The following is a 21,733-nucleotide window of genomic DNA, read 5'->3' as shown; positions in this document are numbered from 1 at the left end:
CAATGGAACTGCCCCATGAAGATCCGCGCCCTCCCCCTGCTCTGCCTCCCCGCCGCCGCCCTGGCAGCCGAACCTTCCCGCGATGACGCCCTCAAGCTTCCCGACGTGCTGATCAGCGCCAGCCGCCAGGTCGAGTCGCGTACCGCCACCAGCGCCGCCAACACGGTGTTCACCCGTGCCGACATCGACCGCCTGCAACCCAGCAGCGTCACCGACCTGCTCGCCCGCGTGCCCGGCGTGCAGGTCGCGCCCACCGGCGGTCGCGGCAGCCTGCCGGGCATCTTCGTGCGCGGCACCAAGGCCGCCCAGACCCTGGTGTTGGTTGATGGCGTGCGCATCGCCAACGCCACCTCCGGCGACAGCGGCCTGCAGTTTCTCGGCATCGACCAGATCGAACGGGTGGAGGTGCTGCGCGGATCGCGCTCGGCGGTATACGGCAGCGACGCCATCGGCGGGGTGATCCAGATCTTCACCCGGCGTGGCGAGGGCCAGGGCCTGCAACCGCGCCTGCGCCTGGCGGCCGGCAGCAACCAGACCTGGCAGCGCAGCCTGGGCCTTTCCGGTGGCGATGGCGCGACCCGCTTCAACCTCGGCGCCAGCCTGGACGAGACGGCCGGCATCGATTCGACCGGGCCGTCGTATGCCAGCGATGGCGACCATGATGTTTATCGCAACCGCTCGCTGAACCTGAGCTTGAGCCACACCTTCAACGAGCGCTTCGAAGCGGGCCTGAACCTGCTCGACAGCCGTGGGCGTCGTGAGTTCGACGAACCTCGTGGTAGCAGCCCGCAAGTGCCCTACTCGAACTTCGCCGTCAGCAGCCTAGGCAGTTACTTCGATGCCCAACTTACCGATCTGTGGCATTCCCGACTGGAGATAGCCCACAGCGAGAACCGCGACGACAGCCGCGACAAGCTCACGCACCAAAGCTCGCCATTCAACACCTACCGCGACCAAGTCACCTGGCAGAACGATCTGACCATCGATGACGACAACAGCGTGCTACTGGGTGGCGAGTGGTACGAGGACCGGGTGCATTCGAGTACCGATTTCAATGAGGACAGCCGCTGGAACCGCGCAGTGTTCGCCCAGCATCGCTTCCACAACGAGCACTTCTCGACCGAACTGGGCGTACGCCACGACGAGAACCAGCAGTTCGGCGGCCAGACCACCTGGAGCGGCAGCCTGACCCTCCCATTGAACGCCCGTAATGACTTGCTGTTTTCCTACAGCGAGGGGTTCCGCTCCCCCACGTTCAACGACCTGTACTACCCCGGCTTCAGCAACCCCGATCTCAAGCCGGAGCACTCGAAATCCTATGAGGTGCAATGGCGCAGCCAACTGACCGACAGCAGCCGTCTGGAAACCTCGCTCTATCGCACCGACTTGCGAGACGCCATCAGCTACGACGCAGATGCCAATACCATGGGCAACGTTGCCCAGGCCCGTATCAACGGCCTCGAGATGGCGCTGGACCAGCAATGGGGGGCCTGGACATCGACGTTGGGCCTGGCATTGATCGACCCGCGTGACCGCAAGAGTGGCCACACGCTGTCCCGGCGCGCGCGGCGTACGCTGAGCCTGGATATCGACCGTCAATACGACCGCTTCAATGTTGGCGCCAGCTGGCAGGCCGTGAGCAGCAGCTACAACGACGAAACCAACAACGCCCCCATCGGCGGTTACGGGCTGCTGGGCGTTCGCGGTGGCTGGGCTGCCACTCGCGAGCTGAGGCTCGACTTGAAGCTCGACAACCTGCTGGACAAGCGTTACAGCCGTAACCTCTACAACTACCAGGGCAATGACTACGGCTACCGCGAAGAAGGACGCACCTGGCTGTTGAGCCTTACCTGGACACCGGCGCTCTAGCATCGAGCAACGCACACAGCCGAGCAGTCGCCTCGATCATCTGCCCGCTGGGCCGCTCCAGGCCTTTGTCCGGCACCACCAGCAAGCGCTCGCCTTTCACGGCGCTCAGCCGCGGCCAGTTGCGCCAACTGGCCAGTTGCGCCTCATCGCCCGCCAGGATCACCTCGGGGTCGCGCAGCAACACCGACTCCACACTGACCTGCGGGGCGGGCTGAGCCAGGTCGTCGAACACATTGCGCGCCCCGCACACGCGCAAGGCGTCGCTGACCACCTGCCGGCCACCCAAGGTGTACAGCGGCTTGTCCCAGACCTGGTAGAACACCCGCAGCGGCGCCTCACGCCGGTAGCGGTCGCGCAGCCCCTGCAGCCGCTCACGCAGGCTGGCGGCATAGGCGCGGCCTTGCTGGTCACGGCCAATACGTTGGGCGATGGCTTCGATCTGGTCGATCAACTGGTCGAGGTTGCCGGGCTCGCCGCTGAACGTGGCGATGCCCAGGCGCCTGAGCTGGTCGCGCTGGGCCGGCGGCACGCTGCCGGGCCACAGCAGCAAGAGGTCGGGCTCGAGGCTTAACAGGCGCTCCATGTCGAGCTGGCCATGGCGGCCGACGGAAGGCAACCGGGCCAGCGCCGGCGGACGCTCGCCGCCATCGAGCACACCGACCAGCAACTCGCCGGCTCGTAGCTCCAGGACAATCTCGGTCATCGACGGCGCCAGGCTGACCACCCGCGGCGCGGCCTCGGCCACGGCGCCGAGACACAGCAGCAAAAACCCGGCGAACAGCGCCCGCATCAGCCGAGCTGGCGTGGGATGCGATAGAGGTACAGCAGCACCACGGTGGACAGGGCGAGGAGAATCTGCGGTACCGCCTCCAACCCGACCAGCACCGACAGCGCGGCAACCCAGGCCGGGAAGCAGGCGAACAGCATGGCCAGACGGCGCACGCGGGCCAGCTCGATCCAGGCCGCCGGTTCTTCGGCGCTGCCCAATACCTTGTCGGTGGCGATCAACGCCCGCTTGTACGCGCTGAAGCGCGGCAGGCTGAGGAACATGCTGGCGGCACCGGCGATGAACAGCGGCATGGCCAGCACCGGGATCAGCGCCTCGCCGTCACCGAAGGCCCAGGCCATCACCGGCAGCGGCAGCAACCCCACGGCCAGGTACTGCCACCAGGCCAGCGCCAGCCGCCGCTTCACCTCTGTGCGAGTCACGCCTCGGGCACCTCGCCCTGGTGCTTGTTGCCCATCATGTGGCCGAGCTTGTCGGCCTTGGTGGCCAGGTACAGGCGGTTGTGCGGGTTGTGGCCAGTGTGCAGCGGTACGCGCTCGGCGACCTTGATGCTCATGTCGGTCAGGGCCTTTACCTTGCGCGGGTTGTTGGTCATCAGACGCAGCGACTTCACGCCCAGGTGCTCGAGCATCGGCAGGCACATGGCGTAGTCACGCTGGTCGGCGGCGAAGCCCAGGCGCTCGTTGGCCTCGACGGTGTCGGCACCGCCGTCTTGCAGTTCGTAGGCGCGGATCTTGTTCAGCAGGCCGATGCCACGGCCTTCCTGGCGCAGGTATAGCAGTACGCCACGGCCTTCACGGGCGATGGCCTGCAATGCGGCCTCCAGCTGCGAGCCACAGTCGCAACGCTGGCTGAACAGCGCATCGCCAGTCAGGCACTCGGAGTGCAGACGCCCCAGCACCGGCTCGCCGTCGGCGATATCACCCAGGCTGAGCACCACGTGCTCGCGGCCAGTGGCTTCGTCGAGGAAGCCATGCATGGTGAAGGTCGCAAAGGGAGTCGGGAGTTTCGAGGCGGCAACAAAGACGACGGGCACGTTGTGCTCCTGGGCAGTAGGATTTTTCAGATCGGTCGATTGTATCAGCAGCCCGGCGCAGGTGCGCAGGAGGAATATCGTGGCTTAAGATCGAAAAGTTAGATGCATATGGCCCACACCGGCCCCTGCGGGAGCGGACTGCGGGGCATTTATTGATGAGGCAGGTGATCAGCCGTAAACGGATAAGGCTGCTTCCAGCGCTCGAAGATCGGCTTCAGCTCGCCACTGCGCACCAGTTGCTCCATGCGCCGGTCGAACAGGTCGCGCAGGGCCTTGCCCTGTTCGCTGTGGGCGAAGGCCAGGTACAACGGCAGCTCGGCGACGTGGGTGCGGCGAAAGCGCGTGGCATCGGGCGCCTGGCCAAGCACGTAGTCGACCTCGGCGAGCGCATCGATGTAGAAATCGACCCGGTCATGTTCGAGCATGGGCAGGATGCCCTCGCGCCGCCGGATCTCGCGGAAGTTGTGGACCTCGGGCAGATAGCTGGCGTAGTCGTAGCCGCGCACCCAGGCCAGCCGGTACTGGCCGATGGTCTCGAGCGTTGGCACCGGTTTGTCGACCAGGCCCAGGGCATAGATATGGTCCTGGTCGAAGTACCACTGCGGGTACAGGTTGTCAGCGTTCTCTTCCTTGTAGGAGCCTACCCAGGCATCCGCCTCGCCGCGTTTCACCAGCCCGACGGCGCGGCTGTAGGGCGCGCTCTTGACCACGACCTTGACCCCGGCCGGCTCGAACACCTTGCGCAACACGTCCCAGGCCAGCCCGCTGCCATCGGCATTGGTGTAGTCGACCCACGCCTCGCTGACCAGACGCACCTGCGCCGGCGCCTCCTGGGCCATCGCACCCGGTCCCGCGACCAATAGCATCGATGCCAGCACCACAGCCTTCAGGCCCATTGCAACGCTCCCTGTCTCAGGCCACCGCCCACACCAGAACCTGCATGCCCAGCCAGGCGAACACGCCGGCCAGGATATCGTCGAGCATGATGCCGAACCCACCATGCACATGGCGGTCGACCCAGCGGATCGGCCACGGCTTGAGGATGTCGAAGAAGCGGAACATCAGGAACCCCGCCAGCAGCCACTGCCAGCCTTCCGGCACCAGCCACAGGGTGATCCACATGCCGACGATCTCGTCCCAGACAATGCCCTCGTGGTCGTGCACGCGCAAGTCGTTGGCCACCTTGCCGCACAACCACACGCCGAACAGCATGCTGATGCCCAGCAACAGCCAATAGCCCCAGTCGGGCAACATCTGCCACAGCGGGATGAACGGCAGCGCCACCAGCGAACCCCAGGTTCCCGGGGCCTTGGGCAAAGTCCCGGAGCCGAAGCCGAAGGCGATGAAGTGCCACGGGTTGCGCCAGACCGAAGGCGGAACGAACTCCGCAGGCACCTGGTTGGGGTGGTCGGTCACGGTGTCTCCCTGAAATGTTGATAGCCCCGCTGCACGGGGGTGATGTCCTGGCCTTGCGGGTCACGCAAGGTCACGCCCTGGCCTTCCAGTACACGACCGATGACGTGCACCTCGCGGGCCAGGGCGGTCAGTGCGCTTTCCGGCACGGTGAACGCCAGCACGTAGTCGTCACCACCGGTGAGCGCTGCATGCAAGGCCGCTTCTCGACCGAGGAAAGCCTGTAAAGGAGCAGACACGGGGACCTGCGCCAGGTTCACCTGCAGCGCTACGCCGGACGCCTTGGCGATATGCCCGCAGTCGGCCAGCAGGCCGTCGGAAACATCCAGCGCCGCCGTGGCCAGGCCGCGCAGGCGCTCGCCAAGTTGCAGTTGTGGCAAGGGCGACCAATAGTGCTCCAGCAGCGGACCGGCCACATCGGCAGCCGCCTCGCGTTCGCCCAGCACCAGCGGCAAGGCCCCTGCCGCATTGCCCAGGAAACCACCGACACACAGCAGGTCGCCCGGCTGCGCGCCGCTGCGACGCAGCGCCTGACCGGTCGGCACCCGGCCAAACACGGTCACGGTGATGCTCAACGGGCCGCGGGTGGTGTCGCCACCAATCAGGCTGATGCCGCAGCGCGCGGCCATGCGGCCGAGGCCGTCGGCAAAGCCGGCAAGCCATTGCGCGCCGACCTGGGGCAAGGTGAGGGCAAGGGTAAAGCCGATGGCCGTGGCGCCCATGGCCGCCAGGTCGCTGACCGCCACGGCCAGCGAACGCTGGCCGAGTAGCAACGGGTCGCACACTGCGGGGAAATGCACACCGGCCACGAGCGTGTCGGTGGAGATCGCCAGCTGCTCGCCGGCAGGCAGGTCCAGCAGGGCACAGTCGTCGCCGATCCCCAGGGCCACGCCCTCGCCGCCCTGCGCACAGGGCGCTGCGGCGAAGAAATGACGGATCAGCTCGAACTCACCCATGGCTCGTCAGCGCCGCGATCAGCGCTTGTTCGCCTTGACTTCCGCCTCACGCAGACGCGGAGCCAGCTTGTCGAGCACGCCGTTGACGAACTTGTGGCCGTCAGTGGCGCCGAACACCTTCGCCAGCTCCACACCTTCGTTGATGACGACGCGGTACGGCACGTCGACGCGCATCATGAACTCCCAGGTGGACAGGCGCAGCACGGCCAGCTCGACCGGGTCGAGCTCTTCCAGCGGCGTATCCAGGCAAGGCTTGAGCGCCTCGTCGATCTCGGCCTTCTTCGCCGGGACCCCGTGCAGGATCTCGCGGAAGTAGGCGCCGTCGATATCGGTGAAATCGTTGTCGACCCGGAACTGCGCCTCGACCTCGTTCAGCGAATGCTTGGCCATGTGCCACTGGTAGAGCGCTTGCGTGGCGAGCTTGCGGGCTTCGCGACGCTTGGCGCTCTTCGAGGGCTTGCCGGCATCCGCGGGTTTTGGATCGCGCGGGTTGAAACGATCGCTTTCGTCGCTAATCACTTGGCCTCCAACTGCGCCAGCAGGCTGACCATTTCCAGAGCGGACAGGGCAGCTTCGGCACCTTTGTTGCCGGCCTTGGTGCCGGAACGCTCGATGGCCTGCTCGATGGAATCGACGGTCAGTACGCCGAAGGCCACCGGAACACCGAACTCCATGGACACCTGGGCCAGGCCCTTGGTGCACTCGCCCGCCACGTATTCGAAGTGCGGGGTACCGCCACGGATCACCGCGCCCAGGGCGACGATCGCGTCATAAGCGCCCTGTTGGGCGACTTTCTGTGCCACCAGCGGGATTTCGAACGCGCCCGGGGCACGGATGATGGTGATGTCGCTTTCGCTGACGCCGTGGCGTACCAGGGCATCGACTGCACCGCTTACCAGGCTTTCGACGACGAAGCTGTTGAAGCGGCCAACCACCAAAGCATAGCGACCTTTGGGGGCGATGAAGGTACCTTCGATGGTCTTCAGGGTCATTCCGGAGTTCTCATCTTCAAGAGCGAGGCCGCGCTGTGGCGGCCTCGGGAGGGTTTTGACTCGAGCTTAAGGGCGATCAGGCCGCCTCAAGTCACTCGGAGGGCACGTATTCTACAACTTCCAGATCGAATCCGGATATCGCATTGAACTTCATCGGCGAACTCATCAGGCGCATCTTGCGCACACCGAGGTCGCGCAGGATCTGCGAACCGGCACCGACGGTGCTGTAGGTGGTGGGTGCCTTGGGCTGCGCATCGCCCGCGCTTTCGCGGATGTGCGCCAGCAGCACGTCGCCGTCCAGCGGGTGGCCCAGCAGCAGCACCACGCCGCTGCCGGCCTCGGCCACCGCCGCCATGGCCGCGCGCAGGCTCCAGCGCCCGGGCTGCTTGACCAGCAGCAGGTCGCGCAGCGGATCCATGTTGTGCACCCGCACCAGCGTCGGCTCTTCGGCGCAGATCTTGCCGAGCGTCAGGGCCATGTGCACGTCGCCTTCCACCGCGTCACGGTAGGTGACCAGGTTGAATTCGCCCAGCTCGCTCTCGATCGGCTGCTCGGACACGCGCTGCACGGTGCGCTCGTGGATCATGCGGTAGTGGATCAGGTCGGCGATGGTGCCGATCTTCAAGCCATGCTCGGCGGCGAACACTTCCAGCTCGGCGCGGCGCGACATGGTGCCGTCGTCGTTCATCACCTCGCAGATCACCCCGCTTGGCTCGAAACCGGCCATGCGCGCCAGGTCGCAGGCCGCCTCGGTGTGGCCGGCACGGGCCAGGGTGCCGCCGGGCTGGGCCATCAGCGGGAAGATATGCCCAGGGCTGACGATGTCCTCGGCCTTGGCGTCCTTGGCCGCGGCGGCCTGCACGGTACGGGCGCGGTCGGCGGCGGAGATGCCGGTGGTGACGCCTTCGGCGGCCTCGATCGACACAGTGAACTTGGTGCCGAAGCCCGAACCATTGCGCGGCGCCATCAGCGGCAGCTTCAGGGTTTCGCAGCGTTCGCGGGTCATCGGCATGCAGATCAGGCCACGGGCGTGCTTGGCCATGAAATTGATGTGCTCGGGCAGGCAGCACTCTGCTGCCATGATGATGTCGCCTTCGTTCTCGCGGTCTTCGTCATCCATGAGGATGACCATTTTGCCCTGGCGGATGTCTTCGACCAGTTCTTCGATGCTGTTGAGCGCCACGCGGCACCCCCTTCTCAATCAGGATTTCAAGAAGCCGTTGGCGGCCAGGAAGCTTTCGGTGATGCCACTGCCTTTGCTCGGCTCGGCGGCCTTGTCGCCCAGCAGCAGACGCTCCAGGTAACGGGCCAGCAGGTCGACCTCAAGGTTCACCCGACGCCCTGCTCGGTAGTCGGCCATGATGGTTTCGGACAGGGTGTGCGGGACGATGGTCAGCTCGAACTCGGCGCCATCGACTTCGTTGACCGTCAGGCTGGTGCCGTCGACGGTGATCGAGCCCTTGTGGGCGATGTACTTGGCCAGCTCCTTGGGCGCACGCACGCGGAACTGGATGGCGCGGGCGCTATCGGCGCGCGAGACGATCTCGCCGACACCGTCGACGTGGCCGCTGACCAGGTGGCCGCCCAGGCGGGTGGTCGGGGTCAGGGCCTTTTCCAGGTTGACCCGGCTGCCGCTCTTGAGGTCGATCATGGCCGTGCGCTTGAGGGTCTCGACGCTGACGTCGGCCCAGAAGCCGTCGCCGGGCAGCTCGACGGCGGTCAGGCACACGCCGTTGACCGCGATGCTGTCGCCAAGCTTGACGTCGGCCAGGTCGAGCTTGCCGGTCTCGACATAGACACGTACATCACCGCCCTTGGGGGTGAGGCTGCGGATGGTGCCGATGGATTCGATGATGCCGGTGAACATGCTGTTCTCCTCAAGTACGGGCTGCGCGAAGCAAGCCAGGCATTATACGCCGGGGGCCGGCAGGGGGATGGCAGTGACTCGCCAGTCATCGCCGACCGCGCGCATGTCGGTAATCTTCAGCCGCGGCGCCTCGCTCATTTTCGACAACGGCCAGTCCAGCAGCGGACGGGCATCGGAGCCGAGGAAGGTGCCGGCGACGAACAACTGGTACTCGTCGACCAGGCCTTGGCGGGCGAAGGCGCCGACCAGGCCGGCGCCGGCTTCCAGGAGGATTTCGTTGACGCCGCGCCCGCCCAGCACCCGCAGCAGGGCCGGCAAGTCGACGCGGCCGTCGCTGCCGGGCAGGTCGAGCAACTCATGGCCGGCGGCGGCATAACGAGGGTCCTCGCCGGCGGCAGTCACCACCAGCGCCGGGCCGGCCTGGAAGAACGGCGCGTCCAGTGGCAGGCGCAGGCGCCCGTCAATCAGCACGCGCAGCGGCGGGCGCGACACGGCCAGGGCGGTGAGCGCCTCATCCAGGCCCAGTTCTTCGCCACGCACGGTCATGCGGGCGTTGTCGAACAGCACGCTTTCGGCGCTGGTCAGCACCACGCTGGACCGGGCGCGCAGGCGCTGGACCGCGGCACGGGCGGCGGGGCCGGTGATCCACTGGCTCTCGCCACTGGCCATGGCAGTGCGACCGTCCAGGCTCATCGCCAGCTTGGCGCGCACGAATGGCAGGCCGTGCTCCATACGTTTGAGGAAGCCTGGGTTGAGGGCGCGGGCCTCGGCTTCGAGCACCCCGCTGGCGACCTCGATGCCGGCCTCGCGCAGACGGCGCAGGCCATTGCCGGCCACTTGCGGGTTGGGGTCCTGCATGGCCGCCACCACCCGCGCCACCCCGGCGTTGACCAGGGCTTCGGCGCACGGCGGCGTGCGCCCATGGTGGCTGCAGGGCTCGAGGGTGACGTAGGCACAGGCGCCTCGGGCGCGCTCGCCGGCCTGGCGCAGGGCGTGGACCTCGGCGTGCGGCTCGCCAGCACGCACATGCCAGCCCTCGCCGACCACCTCGCCATCGCGCACGATCACGCAGCCCACGCGGGGGTTGGGGTGGGTGCTGTACAGGCCCTTGCGGGCCAGTTCCACGGCCCGGGCCATGTAGTGGGCGTCGAGAATGGTTTGGCTGGACATGCTTACTCTTTGGCTGGCTCGCGGGCCAGGCGGTCGATTTCTTCGCGGAATTCGTCGAGGTCCTGGAAACGCCGGTAGACCGAGGCGAATCGGATGTAGGCCACTTCGTCGAGCTTGCGCAGCTCGGCCATCACCATCTCACCGACCACCAGCGATTTCACTTCACGCTCGCCAGTGGCACGCAGGCGGCTCTTGATGTGCGCCAGCGCCGCTTCCAGGCGCTCGACGCTGACCGGGCGCTTTTCCAGCGCGCGCTGCATGCCGGCCCGCAGCTTGTCCTCATCGAAGGGCTGGCGCGTGCCGTCCTGCTTGATCAGCCGCGGCAGCACCAGCTCGGCGGTTTCGAAGGTGGTGAAACGTTCGCCGCAAGCGACGCACTCGCGACGGCGACGCACCTGTTCGCCCTCGGCGACCAGGCGCGAGTCGATGACCTTGGTGTCGTTGGCGCCGCAAAACGGACAGTGCATGGTGGCAGGCAACAAAAAAAGGGAGGGCCATGGTAGCGCATTGCACTGGCAAGACAAGCCAAAGGGTTTACCATCCATGCAAATCTGCCCGTGAAGGACGACCCCATGTACCCTCGAGCGCTCGTCGTGCTGTGTTGCGCCGCCCTGCTCGCCGCCTGCGGCAGCGACCGCCCCAAGCCGGAACAGGCCCCGGCGCCGGTGCCGGCCAAGGTGGCGAAGAAGACCGAACCCCTGGGCCCGCTGCCGGCCTACCAGCGCGAGCTGAGCGGTACCCTGATGGAAATCCCGGCAGGTGCCGATGTGGAGCTGGCCCTGCTGGTGATCGACGAGCGCGGCCGCCCACAGCAACTGCTGGCCAGCAGTACCCTGAGCGGCACCGGCCAGGCCCTGCCCTACCGCCTGCGCTTCAACCCCGAAGCCTTCCCTGCCGGCGCGCGGGTCGAACTGCGTGGCCGCGCCAGCCGCTCCGGGCAACTGATCCTGCACCTCCCTCCGGTGCGCATCGCCCAGGCCCAGACCCAGGCCACCGGCCCGCTGCGTTTCGAAAAGGCACCGTAGATGGCCCCGCTGGCCCTGCAACAGGCCTTGAGCCGCCTGATCGGCGAAGCGCGCCTGATCGTCAGCGAACTGCCCGAATGCGATCTGAAACTCTGGTTGATCGACGACCAGAACATGGATCGCGCATTCAGCAGCGAGGAAACCCGGCGCATTCTCGAAGAGCCACCCTACTGGAGCTTCTGCTGGGCCAGCGGCCTGGCCATGGCGCGCTACCTGGCCGAGCAACCGCACTGGGTGCGTGGCAAGCGCGTGCTGGATTTCGGCGCAGGCTCCGGCATCGCCGGAATCGCCGCCGCCCGGGCCGGCGCGCTGGAAGTAGTGGCCTGCGACCTCGACCCGTTGGCCTTGGACGCCTGCCGCGCCAACGCCGCACTGAACGGCGTGACGCTGGGCTACAGCCGCGATTTCTTCGCCGAGGACGACCGCTTCGACCTGATTCTGGTCGCCGATGTACTGTACGACCGCGCCAACCTGCCGTTGCTGGACGCATTCCTCAGCCGTGGCCGCCAGGCACTGGTGGCCGACTCGCGGGTGCGTGACTTCAGCCATCCGCTGTACCGCCCGCTCGGCGTGCTGGAAGCGCTAACCCTGCCGGATCTGGCCGAGCCGCACGAATTCCGCCGCGTCAGCCTGTACCACGCCAGCCGCGAGCCCTTATAGTGGGGGCATTCACGGATTTGCGAGAGTTGCGATGAGCCAAGCGCCAGTTAACCAGAACCTGCCCTATATCTTCGATGCCACCGATGCCAACTTCCAGCAACTGGTCATCGAGAACTCCTTCCACAAGCCGGTACTGGTCGACTTCTGGGCCGAATGGTGCGCGCCGTGCAAGGCACTGATGCCGCTGTTGGCGAAGATCGCCGAGGGTTATCAGGGCGAGCTGCTGCTGGCCAAGATCAACTGCGACGTCGAGCAGCAGATCGTCGCCCAGTTCGGCATCCGCAGCCTGCCGACCGTGGTGCTGTTCAAGGATGGTCAACCGGTCGATGGTTTTGCCGGCGCGCAGCCCGAGTCGGCCATCCGCGCCATGCTCGAACCCCATGTGCAGATGCCCGCGCCGCCCGCCGCCGCGCCGCTGGAGCAGGCCAAGGCGCTGTTCGCCGAAAGTCGCTTCAGCGAGGCCGAGGCCCTGCTGCAGGTGCTGCTGGGTGAAGACAACAGCAATGCCGAGGCGCTGATCCTCTACGCCCGCTGCCTGGCCGAGCGCGGCGAGCTGGGCGAGGCCCAGGTGGTGCTCGACGCGGTCAAGACCGACGAGCACAAGGCCGCACTGGCCGGCGCCAAGGCCCAGCTGACCTTCCTGCGCCAGGCCGCCAGCCTGCCGGAAGCCGCGGAGCTGAAGAGCCGCCTGGCGCAGAATCCGCAGGATGACGAAGCAGCCTACCAGCTGTGCATCCAGCAGTTGGCACGCCAGCAGTACGAGGCCGCGATGGATGGTCTGTTGAAGCTGTTCCAGCGCAACCGCGCCTACGAGAACGGCCTGCCACAGAAGGCGCTGCTACAGGTGTTCGAGCTGCTGGGCACCGAGCATCCGCTGGTCAGTGTGTACCGCCGCAAGCTCTCTTCCGCGTTGTTCTGAGGCTGCTGGGGCTGCTATGCAGCCCCTCATCCCACCCAGCGATACACCGGCGCATCCACGCCACTTTCCACCTTCACCTCACTGCTATGGCGCAACCGCACCAGCAGCCGCTTGCCTGCCGCCACGCTTCCGGCCAAACCTTCCAGACGCTCCAGCAGCTCCGGACCACCCATCTGACCCGCCTGACGCAGCACTTCACGCGCCGCCGCCCACTGCCCGTCATCCTGTCGAGGTGCCGGGCTGGCGCTGACCGGCGCTGCTTCCACCGGCGCCTGGGCATCCATCCTACGCCCCAGCTGCGCCCATTCATGCGGCTCCAGCTCGACAGTCAGGTCCACCGGCCACTCGCCGATCTGTCCACGAATTCTCACGATTATTTCCTTGTTTCCAGGCTCGATTGCGCCATGCTCCCACGAACATGAAACCTGTGCCAGGCAGGCTGGCGGCGCAAATAAAAATTGTTATAACATCACAAATTCATCCCAAGCCGCCTGTGGAGCCGTCCATGCGTCGTCTGTTGCTCGCCCTGCCCTTCGCCCTGCTTCCCCTGGCCGTGGCCCATGCCCACGACGATCACGACCATGACCATGACCACGATCACGATCACGCCCATGGCACCCTCGGTGCCCATGAGCACGGCGTGGCCAAGCTCAACGCGGTACTCGACGGCAACGTCCTCGAGCTGGCGCTGGACAGCCCGGCGATGAACCTGGTCGGCTTCGAACACGCCGCCAGCAGCGACGCCGACAAAGCCAAGGTTGCCGCCGCCCGCCAGCAGCTCGAACAACCCCTGAAGCTGTTCGCCATCGCCCAGGCCGCCGGTTGCAAGGAGGAGGCCCAGGAGCTGGAAAGCCCGCTGTTCGGTAATGCCCCCGAGGCTGGCGGCGAGGCGCACCAGCACGCCGACATCAATGCCCATTACCAGCTGACCTGCGCCACCCCGGGCAAACTCACCCAGATCGACCTCGGCCGCCTGTTCAAAACCTTCCCGCAAACCCAGAAGATCAACGTGCAACTGATCGGCCCGAATGGCCAGAAAGGCGTGGAAGCCACCCCGGCCAAGGCCGTGGTCGAGTTCTGAATGAGCCAGCCGCTGATCGAACTGCATGACCTGGTGTTCGCCTGGCCTGGCCAGGCGCCGCTGCTGGAGATCCCGGCGTTTCGCCTGGAGCCCGGCGAGGCGTTGTTCCTCAAGGGTCCCAGCGGCAGTGGCAAGACCACCCTGCTCGGCCTGCTGGGCGGGGTCAACCGCCCAGGCCAGGGCAGCATCCGCCTGCTCGGCCAAGACTTGGCGACCTTGGGCCAGGGCGCACGCGACCGCTTCCGGGTCGATCACACCGGCTACATCTTCCAGCAGTTCAACCTGTTGCCGTTCCTCTCGGTGCGCGAAAACGTCGAGCTGCCCTGCCGCTTCTCGAAAAGCCGTGCCGCTCGCGCCGCCCAGCGCCATGGCAGCATCGACCAGGCCGCTGCCCAGTTGCTCGCCCACCTGGGCCTGGACGACCCGGCACTGCTCGCCCGCCGCGCCGACAGCCTGTCGATCGGGCAGCAGCAGCGGGTCGCCGCGGCCAGGGCGCTGATCGGCCAGCCCGAGCTGGTCATCGCCGACGAGCCGACCTCGGCCCTCGACGCCGACACCCGCGAGGCGTTCATCCGCCTGTTGTTCGACGAATGCCGCGACGCCGGCGCAAGCCTGCTGTTCGTCAGCCATGACCAGAGCCTGGCGCCGCTGTTCGACCGCCACCTGTCCCTGGCCGAGCTCAATCGCGCCGCCAAGCCCCGGGAGGCCTGATGTACCTGCTTCGCCTTGCCCTGGCCAGCCTGGCCAACCGCCGTTTCACCGCCCTGCTCACCGCGTTCGCCATCGCCCTGTCGGTGTGCTTGCTGCTGGCCGTCGAGCGGGTACGCACCGAAGCCCGCGCCAGTTTCGCCAGCACCATCAGCGGCACCGACCTGATCGTCGGTGCCCGTTCGGGGTCGGTGAATCTGCTGCTGTACTCGGTGTTCCGCATCGGCAATGCCACCAACAACATCCGCTGGGACAGCTACGAGCATTACGCCAAGGATCCACGGGTGAAGTGGGCGATCCCGATTTCACTGGGCGACTCGCACCGTGGCTACCGGGTGATGGGCACCAGCGCCGACTACTTCAGCCATTACCAGTTCGGTCGCCGCCAGCACCTGGCACTCGACCAGGGCCGGGCGTTCGCCGACGATCCGTTCGAAGTGGTGCTGGGCGCCGAAGTCGCCGAGGCCTTGCACTACAAACTGGGTGACAAGCTGGTACTGGCGCACGGCGTGGCCGCCATCAGCCTGGTCAAGCACGACGACAAGCCCTTCACCGTGGTCGGCGTGCTCCAACGCACCGGCACCCCGGTGGACCGCACCCTGCACATCAGCCTGGCAGGGATGGAAGCGATCCACATCGACTGGCACAACGGCGTCCCGGCCCGTGGCGCCGGGCGCATCAGTGCCGAGCAGGCCCGCGCCATGGACCTGCAGCCCACCGCCATCACCGCCTTCATGCTCGGGCTCAACAGCAAGATCGCCACGTTCAGCTTGCAGCGCGAGATCAACGAGTACCGTGCCGAGCCCCTGCTGGCGATCCTGCCCGGCGTGGCCCTGCAGGAGCTGTGGAGCCTGATGGGCACGGCCGAGCAGGCATTGTTCGTGGTGTCGCTGTTCGTTGTGCTCACCGGTCTGATCGGCATGCTCACGGCCATCCTCACCAGCCTCAATGAGCGCCGCCGGGAGATGGCCATCCTGCGTTCGGTCGGTGCCCGTCCCTGGCATATCGCCGGGCTGCTGGTGCTCGAGGCACTGGCCCTGGCATTGTCGGGCATCGCCGCCGGGCTTGGCTTGCTGTATGCCGGCATTGCCCTGGCGCAGGGCTATGTGCAGGCCAACTACGGGCTGTACCTGCCATTGGCCTGGCCAAGCGCCCATGAGTGGACGCTGCTGGCTATCATCCTTGGCGCGGCGCTGCTGATGGGCAGCGTGCCAGCCTGGCGTGCCTACCGGCAGTCGCTGGCCGATGGCCTGTCGATTCATCTTTGAGAACCTTCATGACCGCGACGTCCATGGACAACAGGCAGGCCCCCACTGCTTGGCTTTACCTGTTACTGGCAGTGGTTTTGCTGGCATCCACGGTGTGTGCCGCCGAACCTCGTGAACTGGACTGGCCCGCGCTGATCCCCGAGGGCGCGCCGATCATCCCGCCGCAGCTGACGCCGCTGCACGACCTGTCGCAGATCAGCGACGCGCTGGCTGCCGAGACCGCCCCCGCCGCGCGCCAGCAGGCACCAAACGCACCGGTGGTGAAGGCCTTGGACGGCCAGCCCGTGAAGATCCCCGGCTACATCGTGCCGCTGGAGGTCAGCGACGAAGGCCGCACCACCGAGTTCCTCCTGGTGCCCTACTACGGCGCCTGCATCCACGTGCCACCGCCACCCTCGAACCAGATCGTGCACATCTTCAGCGAGATGGGCGTGCGTATCGAAGACCTCTATCAACCCTACTGGATCGAAGGCACGATGCAGGTCAAGGCGTCCAGCAGCGAGCTAGCCGATGCGGGCTACCAGATGGAAGCCGAGAAAATCTACGCTTATGAGCTGAAGTGAGAACTGTGCACGCCCGTTTGAAGAGGCTTCGTTGAGCTGGGTCAAACTTTCTGTTTAGTCAGCTTCGTACCATTGGACTACTCGATTACTCACGTCCTCTGGGAGCTTCCATGAACAAGTCCTTGCTCAGTGCCTCGCTCGTCGCGTTGGCGCTCGCAGCCCCTGTTGCCCACGCCCACCAGGCGGGGGATTTCATCCTCCGCGCCGGCGCCATCACCACCGCGCCGAACGAAAGCAGCGGTGACATCAAGCTCGATGGCGCCAAAGTCTCGGGCACCAAGGCGACCCTGGACAGCGACACCCAGCTGGGCCTGGCCTTCGCCTACATGCTCACCGACCACATCGGCCTGGAACTGCTGGCCGCCACGCCATTCCAGCACAAAGTCGGCGTCAAGGGCCTCGGTCCAGGCCTGGATGGCAAGCTGGCCGACATCAAGCAGTTGCCTCCGACCCTGTCGCTGCAGTACTACCCGATGGAGCCAAGCTCCAAATTCCAGCCCTACGCTGGCGTGGGCATCAACTACACGATGTTCTTCGATGAAGACCTGAGCAGCAACCGCAAGGCCCAAGGCTTCAGCAACATGAAGCTGAAGGACTCGGTAGGCATCGCCGGCCAACTGGGCATGGACTACATGCTCACCGACAACCTGCTGCTCAACGCCGCGGTCTGGTACGTCGACATCGACACCAAGGCCAGCATCGATGGCCCGAGCGCCCTGGGCGTCGGCAAGACCAAGGTCGACGTGGACGTCGATCCATGGGTCTACATGGTCGGCATCGGCTACAAGTTCTGATCCGCAGGCAAGCCCGTTCCTTCTGGAGCGGGCTTGCCCCGCGCCGCCTCGCCCCACCACAGGTACCCCCAGTAGCCCCAGGCAACCGCGCTTATCCCCGCCCCCACCCCGCACACCGCCACCCAGCCCCACTGCCCGTACACCCAGGTTGCCACGACCGCCCCCACCCCGCTACCGATCGAATAACAGCACATGTAGGCGCCGATCAGCCGGCTGGCCATCTCGCCGCGCCCCGCCAGCAACAGGCTCTGGTTGGTCACATGCACCGCCTGCACGGCCAGGTCCAGCATCAGCACGCCGATCACCAGCGCCAGCAGTGACTGCTCCAGGTAGGCGCTGGGCAGCCATGACAGCGTCAACAGCCCGAGCGCCCATCCGCTCACCCGCCGGCCATGCCCTTGATCCGCCAGGCGCCCGGCACGCGACGCCGCCAGCGCGCCAGCCACGCCGGCCAGGCCGAACAGCCCGACCTGTGTATGGTCCAGAGCCAGGGGCGCGGCGCTCAGGGGCAACACCATCGCGCTCCACAGCACGCTGAACGCCGCGAAGATCAGCACCGCAAACACACCGCGCTGACGTAGCAGACGGTCATGCCGGTACAAGCGCAGCACTGAAACCAACAGTACCCGATAGCGCTGCCTCGGCCCCTGCGGCTTGACAGCAGGCAAGCGCCAGGCCAGCAACAACGCCATGGCCAACGCCAGCCCCGCCGCCACGACGTATACGCCGTGCCAGCCCAGCAGGTCAGCCAGTGCACCCGAGACCAAGCGCGCTGACAGGATCCCCAGCACCACGCCACTGGTGACAGTCCCCACCGCCTGCCCCTGCTGAGCTGGCGTGGCCAGTGTGGCGGCATGCGCGACCATCACCTGCACCACCACCGCAGCCAGGCCGACCATGGCCATCGCCGCCAGCAGCATGGCCCAGTCCACGGCAAACGCCACGGCCAACAGCGCGCCGGCCGATGCCAGCAACTGGCCGACAATCAGCCGGCGACGATCAACCAGGTCGCCCAGCGGCACAATCAGCAACAGACCCAAGGCATAGCCGGCCTGGGTCATGCCCACCACCAGGCCGGCGCGCGCAGCGCTTACGCCGAGGCTCGCGGCCATGGCCTCGAGCAGCGGCTGGGCGAGGTACACCGTGGCCACGGCCAGGGCGCAGGCGGTAGCCAACAACAGCGTCAATCCGCGAGTGAGCGGTGGCATCAGCAATCTCTCCAAATCTGGTTTCAATTTAAAACCATGAAACTGGATTTCTAGCAAACATGGTTTTATTCTGCAACCAGATCACACTCAAGGAACGCCTCATGCTCGACGAGAACAACCAGCAATGCCCAGTGGCCCGCGCCCTGGAGGTGCTCGGCGAGCGCTGGGCGCTGATGATCCTGCGCGATGCCTTCGATGGCCCGTGCCGCTTCAGCGAATTGCAGAAAAACCTCGGGCTGGCGAAGAACATCCTCGCTTCGCGCCTGAAACTGCTGGTGAAGGCCGGGCTGCTGGCACAGCAGCCTGCGTCCGATGGCAGTGCCTACAAGGAATATGTACTGACGGAGAAGGGCCGCTCGGCGTTTCCGATCGTGATCGGCTTGCGCCAATGGGGAGAGCGCTACCTGTTCACGGCGGGAGAGTCACGCTCGCAGCTGGTCGACGATCGCGGCCAGGGTCTGGAGACGTTGCAGGTGCGGGCGCGGGACGGGCGGGCGCTGGGGCCGGAGGATTGCCGGCGGCGGGTGATCCGGCATTCGTGACGTCATCGCGGGGCAAGCCCCGCGAGAGGCTCAAGCTTTGCCGAGCAAGCGGGCCAGGCCTTCGACAAACGGCGTTGGCTCGGGAAATGCGAAACGTGCCAGCAAACGCGAGTTGTCCGCCCGCGAATGGCGGATGTCCCCCGACCGTGCCTGGCCGTAGCTGATTGCAGGCAAACCGCCCACCACCTGTTCCAGCGCCTTGAGCAACTGGTTCAGCGAGGTCGCCTGGTTCAGGCCGATGTTCACCGCACCCTCTTCCACCGCCTGCTGCTCAAGCGCCTGCACCATTACCTGGACCAGGTCACCGACAAACAGGAAGTCGCGGGTCTGCTCGCCATCACCGAACACCGTGATCGGTTTGCCACTGGTGGCGCGCTCGCAGAAGATGCTGATCACGCCTGAATACGGCGAAGAAGGGTCCTGGCGTGGCCCGAAGATATTGAAGAAGCGGAACACCACCGGCTCCAGCCCGTGCTGGCGGCGGTAGAAGTCCAGGTACTGCTCGCTGGCCAGCTTGTCCACCGCGTAGGGGGTCAGCGGCGCCTTGGGGGTGTCTTCGGCAATCGACTGGCCTTCGCCGTTGTTGCCGTACACCGCCGCGCTGGAAGCGAACAGCACGCGGCGGATGCCGTTCAGGCGCATCGCCTCGCACACGTTCAGCGTGCCGATGAAGTTGCTCTGGTGGGTCTTCACCGGGTCTTCCACCGAAGCTTGCACCGAGGCCACCGCGGCCAGGTGCACCACCGCCTGGCAGCCACTGGCGGCACGGGCTACCAGCGCGGCATCGGCGACATCGCCCTCGAGCAGTTCCAGGCGCGGGTGGCCAAGCTGCAGGTTGTCGCGCTTGCCGGTCGACAGGTCGTCGAGGATACGCACCGCGTAGCCTTTCTCCAGCAACGCATCGCACAGGTGCGAGCCAATGAAGCCGGCACCGCCGGTGATCAGGATGGGGGCGTCAGCCATGTCGGTAGAATCGGTCCAGTAGGGGCGGCAAGCCGGCGCGCCAGGCGCGTGGCTTGATGCCGAAGGTATGAAGGATCTTCTTGCAGGCCAGTACCGCGTGTTGCGGCTCCTCGCTGGCATCCGGGCGAGCGGCGTGGGCCTGGGCGGTGGGCGCCTGCACGGCCAGCTTGCGCCACTGGGTGGCCTCGGTAAGGACCGCCTGGCCGAGCACCAGCGGCGTGGTGGCCTCGTTGCCGGCGTAGTGGTAGGTCCCCCACAGCGGCGCCTGGCAATCGAGCTGCTTGAGCACCGAGAGGATCACCCGTGCCGCGTCGTCCACCGGTGTCGGGTTGCCGCGGCGGTCATCGGCCAGCAGCAACTCCTGCGGCTGCTCGGCACGGGTCAGGAAACGCCCGAGCGCGCCATCGAGGCTTTCATCCAGCAGCCAGCCGAAACGCAGCAGCACATGCTGCGGGCAGGTGGCGCGCACGCTCTGCTCGATGCGCCACAGCGCCTGGCCACGCAGGCCGAGCGGCACCGGTTCGTCCTTCTCGCTGTAGGCGGTGGCGCGCGAGCCATCGAACACCCGGTAGCTGGACGGCTGCACCAGGATCATCTCGTGGTGCTGGCACAACTCGGCGAGCCGCTCCACCGCCCGCTCCTGCTGGGCCAGGCGTTGCTCGCTGACCGACTCGGCCTGGAACCAGTCAAAGTAGTAGGCCAGGTTGATCACGGTGTGCGGGCGCTGCTCGTCGAGCAGCAGGGTCAGGCTGGCCGGATCCCAGCCGTTTTCCGGAGGGCGAGGCGCCAGGAAAGCGATATCTTCCTCGGCCCCGAGACGAATCAGCGCTTGCCCGAGGGCATTGCCACCACCCAACAGCATCAGGCGCATACGCATAGAGTCAACAGGTCCGGTCTGGTCGATGGAGGAAAGGGTTCATTTTGCTGTTTCCGACAGGGGAAGTCCAACCCAGGCAAGGCCTGGCGCGCGCCGCGTGCCGATTCGAACCGGTCGGGCGGGTGTTCCGCCTTTGCCGACAGCTACTTATACTGCGCATGGCCTGTTCAAGGAGATCAACATGGATGCCGAGCCGAACACCGCGCTGCGCGCCAGATGGCAATACGACGAACCCGCTCCCGGCCCGGAACGCTTCATCGACGAGGCTTTCGACGGCTATCGGCAACAGGCTCGCCTGCTGCTCCCGGCACATGAGTGCGCCCCCACGGTCTTCGTGGTCGGCGGCGCCCGCTCCGATTTCACCCGCCTGAACCCTTTGCTCTATCGCCTGCAACAGCAGGGGATCGGTTCGCTGACCGGCAACCTCTCCGGCCACAGCCTGGCCAGCGAGCCTGGTGCAAAGGACGCGTCGTTGGCCAGCAATCTGCAGGAAGCCCTGCGCTTCCACCAGCATCTGGACGCGCGCAGCGACACCCTGGTCGGCCACAGCCTGGGCGCCGCCATCGCCCTCAAGCTGGCCGCCCAGCGCCCCAACGTGCGCAAGCTGGTGCTGATCTGCCCGGCGGTCTACCCCGATGCAGCCCATGCCGCTCCCTTCGGTCCGGCCTTCAGCGAAGCGATCCGCAAGCCTTATGCGTTCCTCGATTGCGACAGCTACGCCTTCCTGCGCCAGTTCCAGGGCCGGGTGCTGCTGGTAATCGGCGAATATGACGGGCTCAACTCCAAGGTGCACGGCCAGGGCCCCGGCACCTCGGCCGGCACCCGGCGCCTGGCGGGAGTCGAGCGCTACAGTCCGATCCCCGAGGAGGTCACCCACGCCTTGCTGCGTTCGGTGCCGGCGCCCCATGTGGAATGCCTGATGCTCACCGACTGCGACCACGGCATCGCCGCGCACCTGCGTGACCGGCCACAGGTGGCGGATCAGGTGGCCGACGCGGTGGCGGCGTTCATTCTCGATTGAATTCGGTGGAGCGC

At 66.4% G+C, this 21,733-nt stretch carries 27 protein-coding genes; 11 read left to right on the top strand and 16 right to left on the bottom strand.

All coding sequences use genetic code 11. The features are described from left to right. Positions 1-15: 15 nt before the first annotated feature. Positions 16-1,869: a TonB-dependent receptor domain-containing protein gene (locus tag ACQ4OD_RS23450; RefSeq protein WP_198754403.1), complete on the top strand. Its 1,854-nt coding sequence runs from the start codon at positions 16-18 to the stop codon at positions 1,867-1,869. Here the strand turns inward: ACQ4OD_RS23450 and ACQ4OD_RS23445 are convergent. From ACQ4OD_RS23445 to nrdR, 12 genes are all read right to left on the bottom strand, one after another. Further along, entirely contained in the window at positions 1,847-2,659 is an 813-nt protein-coding gene (locus ACQ4OD_RS23445) for a cobalamin-binding protein (protein WP_111533278.1), read from the bottom strand. The two genes, ACQ4OD_RS23450 and ACQ4OD_RS23445, sit on opposite strands and share 23 nt — an antisense overlap. Continuing rightward, a complete protein-coding gene (locus tag ACQ4OD_RS23440; protein WP_111533279.1) occupies positions 2,659-3,078 on the bottom strand; it encodes an MFS transporter in 420 nt (139 codons plus the stop codon). The genes ACQ4OD_RS23445 and ACQ4OD_RS23440 overlap by 1 nt, the downstream gene beginning before the upstream one ends. Further along, positions 3,075-3,692 (bottom strand): GTP cyclohydrolase II, encoded by a 618-nt coding sequence (gene ribA / locus ACQ4OD_RS23435; protein WP_430945012.1) that lies wholly within the window; start codon positions 3,690-3,692, stop codon positions 3,075-3,077. Before ribA ends, ACQ4OD_RS23440 begins: the two co-directional genes overlap by 4 nt. Positions 3,693-3,841: 149 nt before the next feature. After that, positions 3,842-4,588, bottom strand: a complete 747-nt coding sequence (locus tag ACQ4OD_RS23430; protein ID WP_430945011.1) for a substrate-binding periplasmic protein — start codon at positions 4,586-4,588, stop codon at positions 3,842-3,844. Between the two features lie 16 nt (positions 4,589-4,604). Beyond that, on the bottom strand, positions 4,605-5,108 hold the full coding sequence (locus tag ACQ4OD_RS23425) for a phosphatidylglycerophosphatase A family protein (protein ID WP_023632630.1): 504 nt from the start codon (positions 5,106-5,108) through the stop codon (positions 4,605-4,607). Next, a complete protein-coding gene (thiL, locus tag ACQ4OD_RS23420; RefSeq protein ID WP_198754400.1) occupies positions 5,105-6,061 on the bottom strand; it encodes a thiamine-phosphate kinase in 957 nt (318 codons plus the stop codon). The genes ACQ4OD_RS23425 and thiL overlap by 4 nt, the downstream gene beginning before the upstream one ends. Before the next feature lie 18 nt (positions 6,062-6,079). Next, positions 6,080-6,580, bottom strand: coding sequence for a transcription antitermination factor NusB (nusB, locus tag ACQ4OD_RS23415; RefSeq protein ID WP_023631200.1), 501 nt, complete (start codon positions 6,578-6,580; stop codon positions 6,080-6,082). Then, positions 6,577-7,053 (bottom strand): 6,7-dimethyl-8-ribityllumazine synthase, encoded by a 477-nt coding sequence (gene ribH, locus ACQ4OD_RS23410; protein WP_023631199.1) that lies wholly within the window; start codon positions 7,051-7,053, stop codon positions 6,577-6,579. Before ribH ends, nusB begins: the two co-directional genes overlap by 4 nt. A gap of 91 nt (positions 7,054-7,144) precedes the next feature. Further along, on the bottom strand, positions 7,145-8,236 hold the full coding sequence (gene ribBA / locus ACQ4OD_RS23405; protein WP_038707258.1) for a bifunctional 3,4-dihydroxy-2-butanone-4-phosphate synthase/GTP cyclohydrolase II: 1,092 nt from the start codon (positions 8,234-8,236) through the stop codon (positions 7,145-7,147). A gap of 18 nt (positions 8,237-8,254) precedes the next feature. After that, positions 8,255-8,920, bottom strand: a complete 666-nt coding sequence (locus ACQ4OD_RS23400; protein ID WP_110704207.1) for a riboflavin synthase — start codon at positions 8,918-8,920, stop codon at positions 8,255-8,257. 42 nt (positions 8,921-8,962) lie between these two features. After that, complete coding sequence (gene ribD, locus ACQ4OD_RS23395; protein WP_430945010.1) at positions 8,963-10,090, bottom strand: bifunctional diaminohydroxyphosphoribosylaminopyrimidine deaminase/5-amino-6-(5-phosphoribosylamino)uracil reductase RibD; 1,128 nt, start codon at positions 10,088-10,090, stop codon at positions 8,963-8,965. Positions 10,091-10,092: 2 nt separating this feature from the next. Continuing rightward, positions 10,093-10,557 carry a transcriptional regulator NrdR gene (nrdR, locus tag ACQ4OD_RS23390; RefSeq protein ID WP_009685710.1) on the bottom strand — a complete coding sequence of 155 codons (465 nt, stop codon included), beginning with the start codon at positions 10,555-10,557 and terminating at the stop codon, positions 10,093-10,095. Positions 10,558-10,662: 105 nt separating this feature from the next. Here nrdR and ACQ4OD_RS23385 point away from each other — a divergent pair, with 105 nt between their 5' ends. The 3 genes from ACQ4OD_RS23385 to trxA are packed head-to-tail and all read left to right on the top strand — an operon-like array spanning position 10,663 to position 12,694. After that, the gene (locus ACQ4OD_RS23385; RefSeq protein WP_110704211.1) at positions 10,663-11,115 is read left to right on the top strand and encodes a YbaY family lipoprotein; all 453 of its coding nucleotides are present in this window, start codon (positions 10,663-10,665) and stop codon (positions 11,113-11,115) included. Beyond that, the gene (locus ACQ4OD_RS23380) at positions 11,116-11,775 is read left to right on the top strand and encodes a class I SAM-dependent methyltransferase (RefSeq protein WP_139668155.1); all 660 of its coding nucleotides are present in this window, start codon (positions 11,116-11,118) and stop codon (positions 11,773-11,775) included. A 31-nt stretch (positions 11,776-11,806) separates the two neighbouring features. After that, positions 11,807-12,694 (top strand): thioredoxin, encoded by an 888-nt coding sequence (gene trxA, locus ACQ4OD_RS23375; protein WP_198754399.1) that lies wholly within the window; start codon positions 11,807-11,809, stop codon positions 12,692-12,694. A 26-nt stretch (positions 12,695-12,720) separates the two neighbouring features. Here trxA and ACQ4OD_RS23370 read toward each other — a convergent pair whose 3' ends face one another. Beyond that, on the bottom strand, positions 12,721-13,065 hold the full coding sequence (locus ACQ4OD_RS23370; RefSeq protein WP_139668151.1) for a hypothetical protein: 345 nt from the start codon (positions 13,063-13,065) through the stop codon (positions 12,721-12,723). A gap of 134 nt (positions 13,066-13,199) precedes the next feature. On the opposite strand from ACQ4OD_RS23370, the gene ACQ4OD_RS23365 reads away from it, so the two are divergent. From ACQ4OD_RS23365 to ACQ4OD_RS23345, 5 genes are all read left to right on the top strand, one after another. Next, positions 13,200-13,775, top strand: a complete 576-nt coding sequence (locus ACQ4OD_RS23365) for a DUF2796 domain-containing protein (RefSeq protein ID WP_430945009.1) — start codon at positions 13,200-13,202, stop codon at positions 13,773-13,775. After that, the gene (locus ACQ4OD_RS23360; protein WP_046857325.1) at positions 13,776-14,486 is read left to right on the top strand and encodes an ABC transporter ATP-binding protein; all 711 of its coding nucleotides are present in this window, start codon (positions 13,776-13,778) and stop codon (positions 14,484-14,486) included. After that, positions 14,486-15,751 carry an ABC transporter permease gene (locus ACQ4OD_RS23355; RefSeq protein WP_110704223.1) on the top strand — a complete coding sequence of 422 codons (1,266 nt, stop codon included), beginning with the start codon at positions 14,486-14,488 and terminating at the stop codon, positions 15,749-15,751. The genes ACQ4OD_RS23360 and ACQ4OD_RS23355 overlap by 1 nt, the downstream gene beginning before the upstream one ends. 8 nt (positions 15,752-15,759) lie before the next feature. Beyond that, complete coding sequence (locus tag ACQ4OD_RS23350; RefSeq protein ID WP_408981066.1) at positions 15,760-16,314, top strand: DUF3299 domain-containing protein; 555 nt, start codon at positions 15,760-15,762, stop codon at positions 16,312-16,314. Positions 16,315-16,424: 110 nt separating this feature from the next. Beyond that, positions 16,425-17,108: an OmpW/AlkL family protein gene (locus tag ACQ4OD_RS23345; RefSeq protein WP_046857328.1), complete on the top strand. Its 684-nt coding sequence runs from the start codon at positions 16,425-16,427 to the stop codon at positions 17,106-17,108. On the opposite strand, the gene ACQ4OD_RS23340 is transcribed toward ACQ4OD_RS23345, so the two are convergent. After that, on the bottom strand, positions 17,096-18,319 hold the full coding sequence (locus ACQ4OD_RS23340; protein ID WP_430945015.1) for an MFS transporter: 1,224 nt from the start codon (positions 18,317-18,319) through the stop codon (positions 17,096-17,098). The genes ACQ4OD_RS23345 and ACQ4OD_RS23340 overlap by 13 nt on opposite strands. Positions 18,320-18,417: 98 nt before the next feature. Between ACQ4OD_RS23340 and ACQ4OD_RS23335 the strand changes: the two genes are divergently transcribed. Beyond that, positions 18,418-18,858, top strand: a complete 441-nt coding sequence (locus tag ACQ4OD_RS23335; protein ID WP_430945008.1) for a winged helix-turn-helix transcriptional regulator — start codon at positions 18,418-18,420, stop codon at positions 18,856-18,858. Between the two features lie 30 nt (positions 18,859-18,888). On the opposite strand, the gene ACQ4OD_RS23330 is transcribed toward ACQ4OD_RS23335, so the two are convergent. Next, positions 18,889-19,821: an NAD-dependent epimerase/dehydratase family protein gene (locus ACQ4OD_RS23330; protein WP_139668147.1), complete on the bottom strand. Its 933-nt coding sequence runs from the start codon at positions 19,819-19,821 to the stop codon at positions 18,889-18,891. Then, positions 19,814-20,698 carry a sugar nucleotide-binding protein gene (locus tag ACQ4OD_RS23325; protein WP_430945007.1) on the bottom strand — a complete coding sequence of 295 codons (885 nt, stop codon included), beginning with the start codon at positions 20,696-20,698 and terminating at the stop codon, positions 19,814-19,816. The genes ACQ4OD_RS23330 and ACQ4OD_RS23325 overlap by 8 nt, the downstream gene beginning before the upstream one ends. A gap of 181 nt (positions 20,699-20,879) precedes the next feature. On the opposite strand from ACQ4OD_RS23325, the gene ACQ4OD_RS23320 reads away from it, so the two are divergent. Further along, positions 20,880-21,719, top strand: a complete 840-nt coding sequence (locus ACQ4OD_RS23320; protein ID WP_430945006.1) for an alpha/beta hydrolase — start codon at positions 20,880-20,882, stop codon at positions 21,717-21,719. Positions 21,720-21,733 lie beyond the last annotated feature (14 nt).

The organism is Pseudomonas sp. WC1, from assembly GCF_050586565.1.
Lineage (GTDB): Bacteria > Pseudomonadota > Gammaproteobacteria > Pseudomonadales > Pseudomonadaceae > Aquipseudomonas.
The sequence above is the reverse complement of the archived record's forward strand: the minus strand, read 5'-3'. Positions and strand labels throughout refer to the sequence as shown.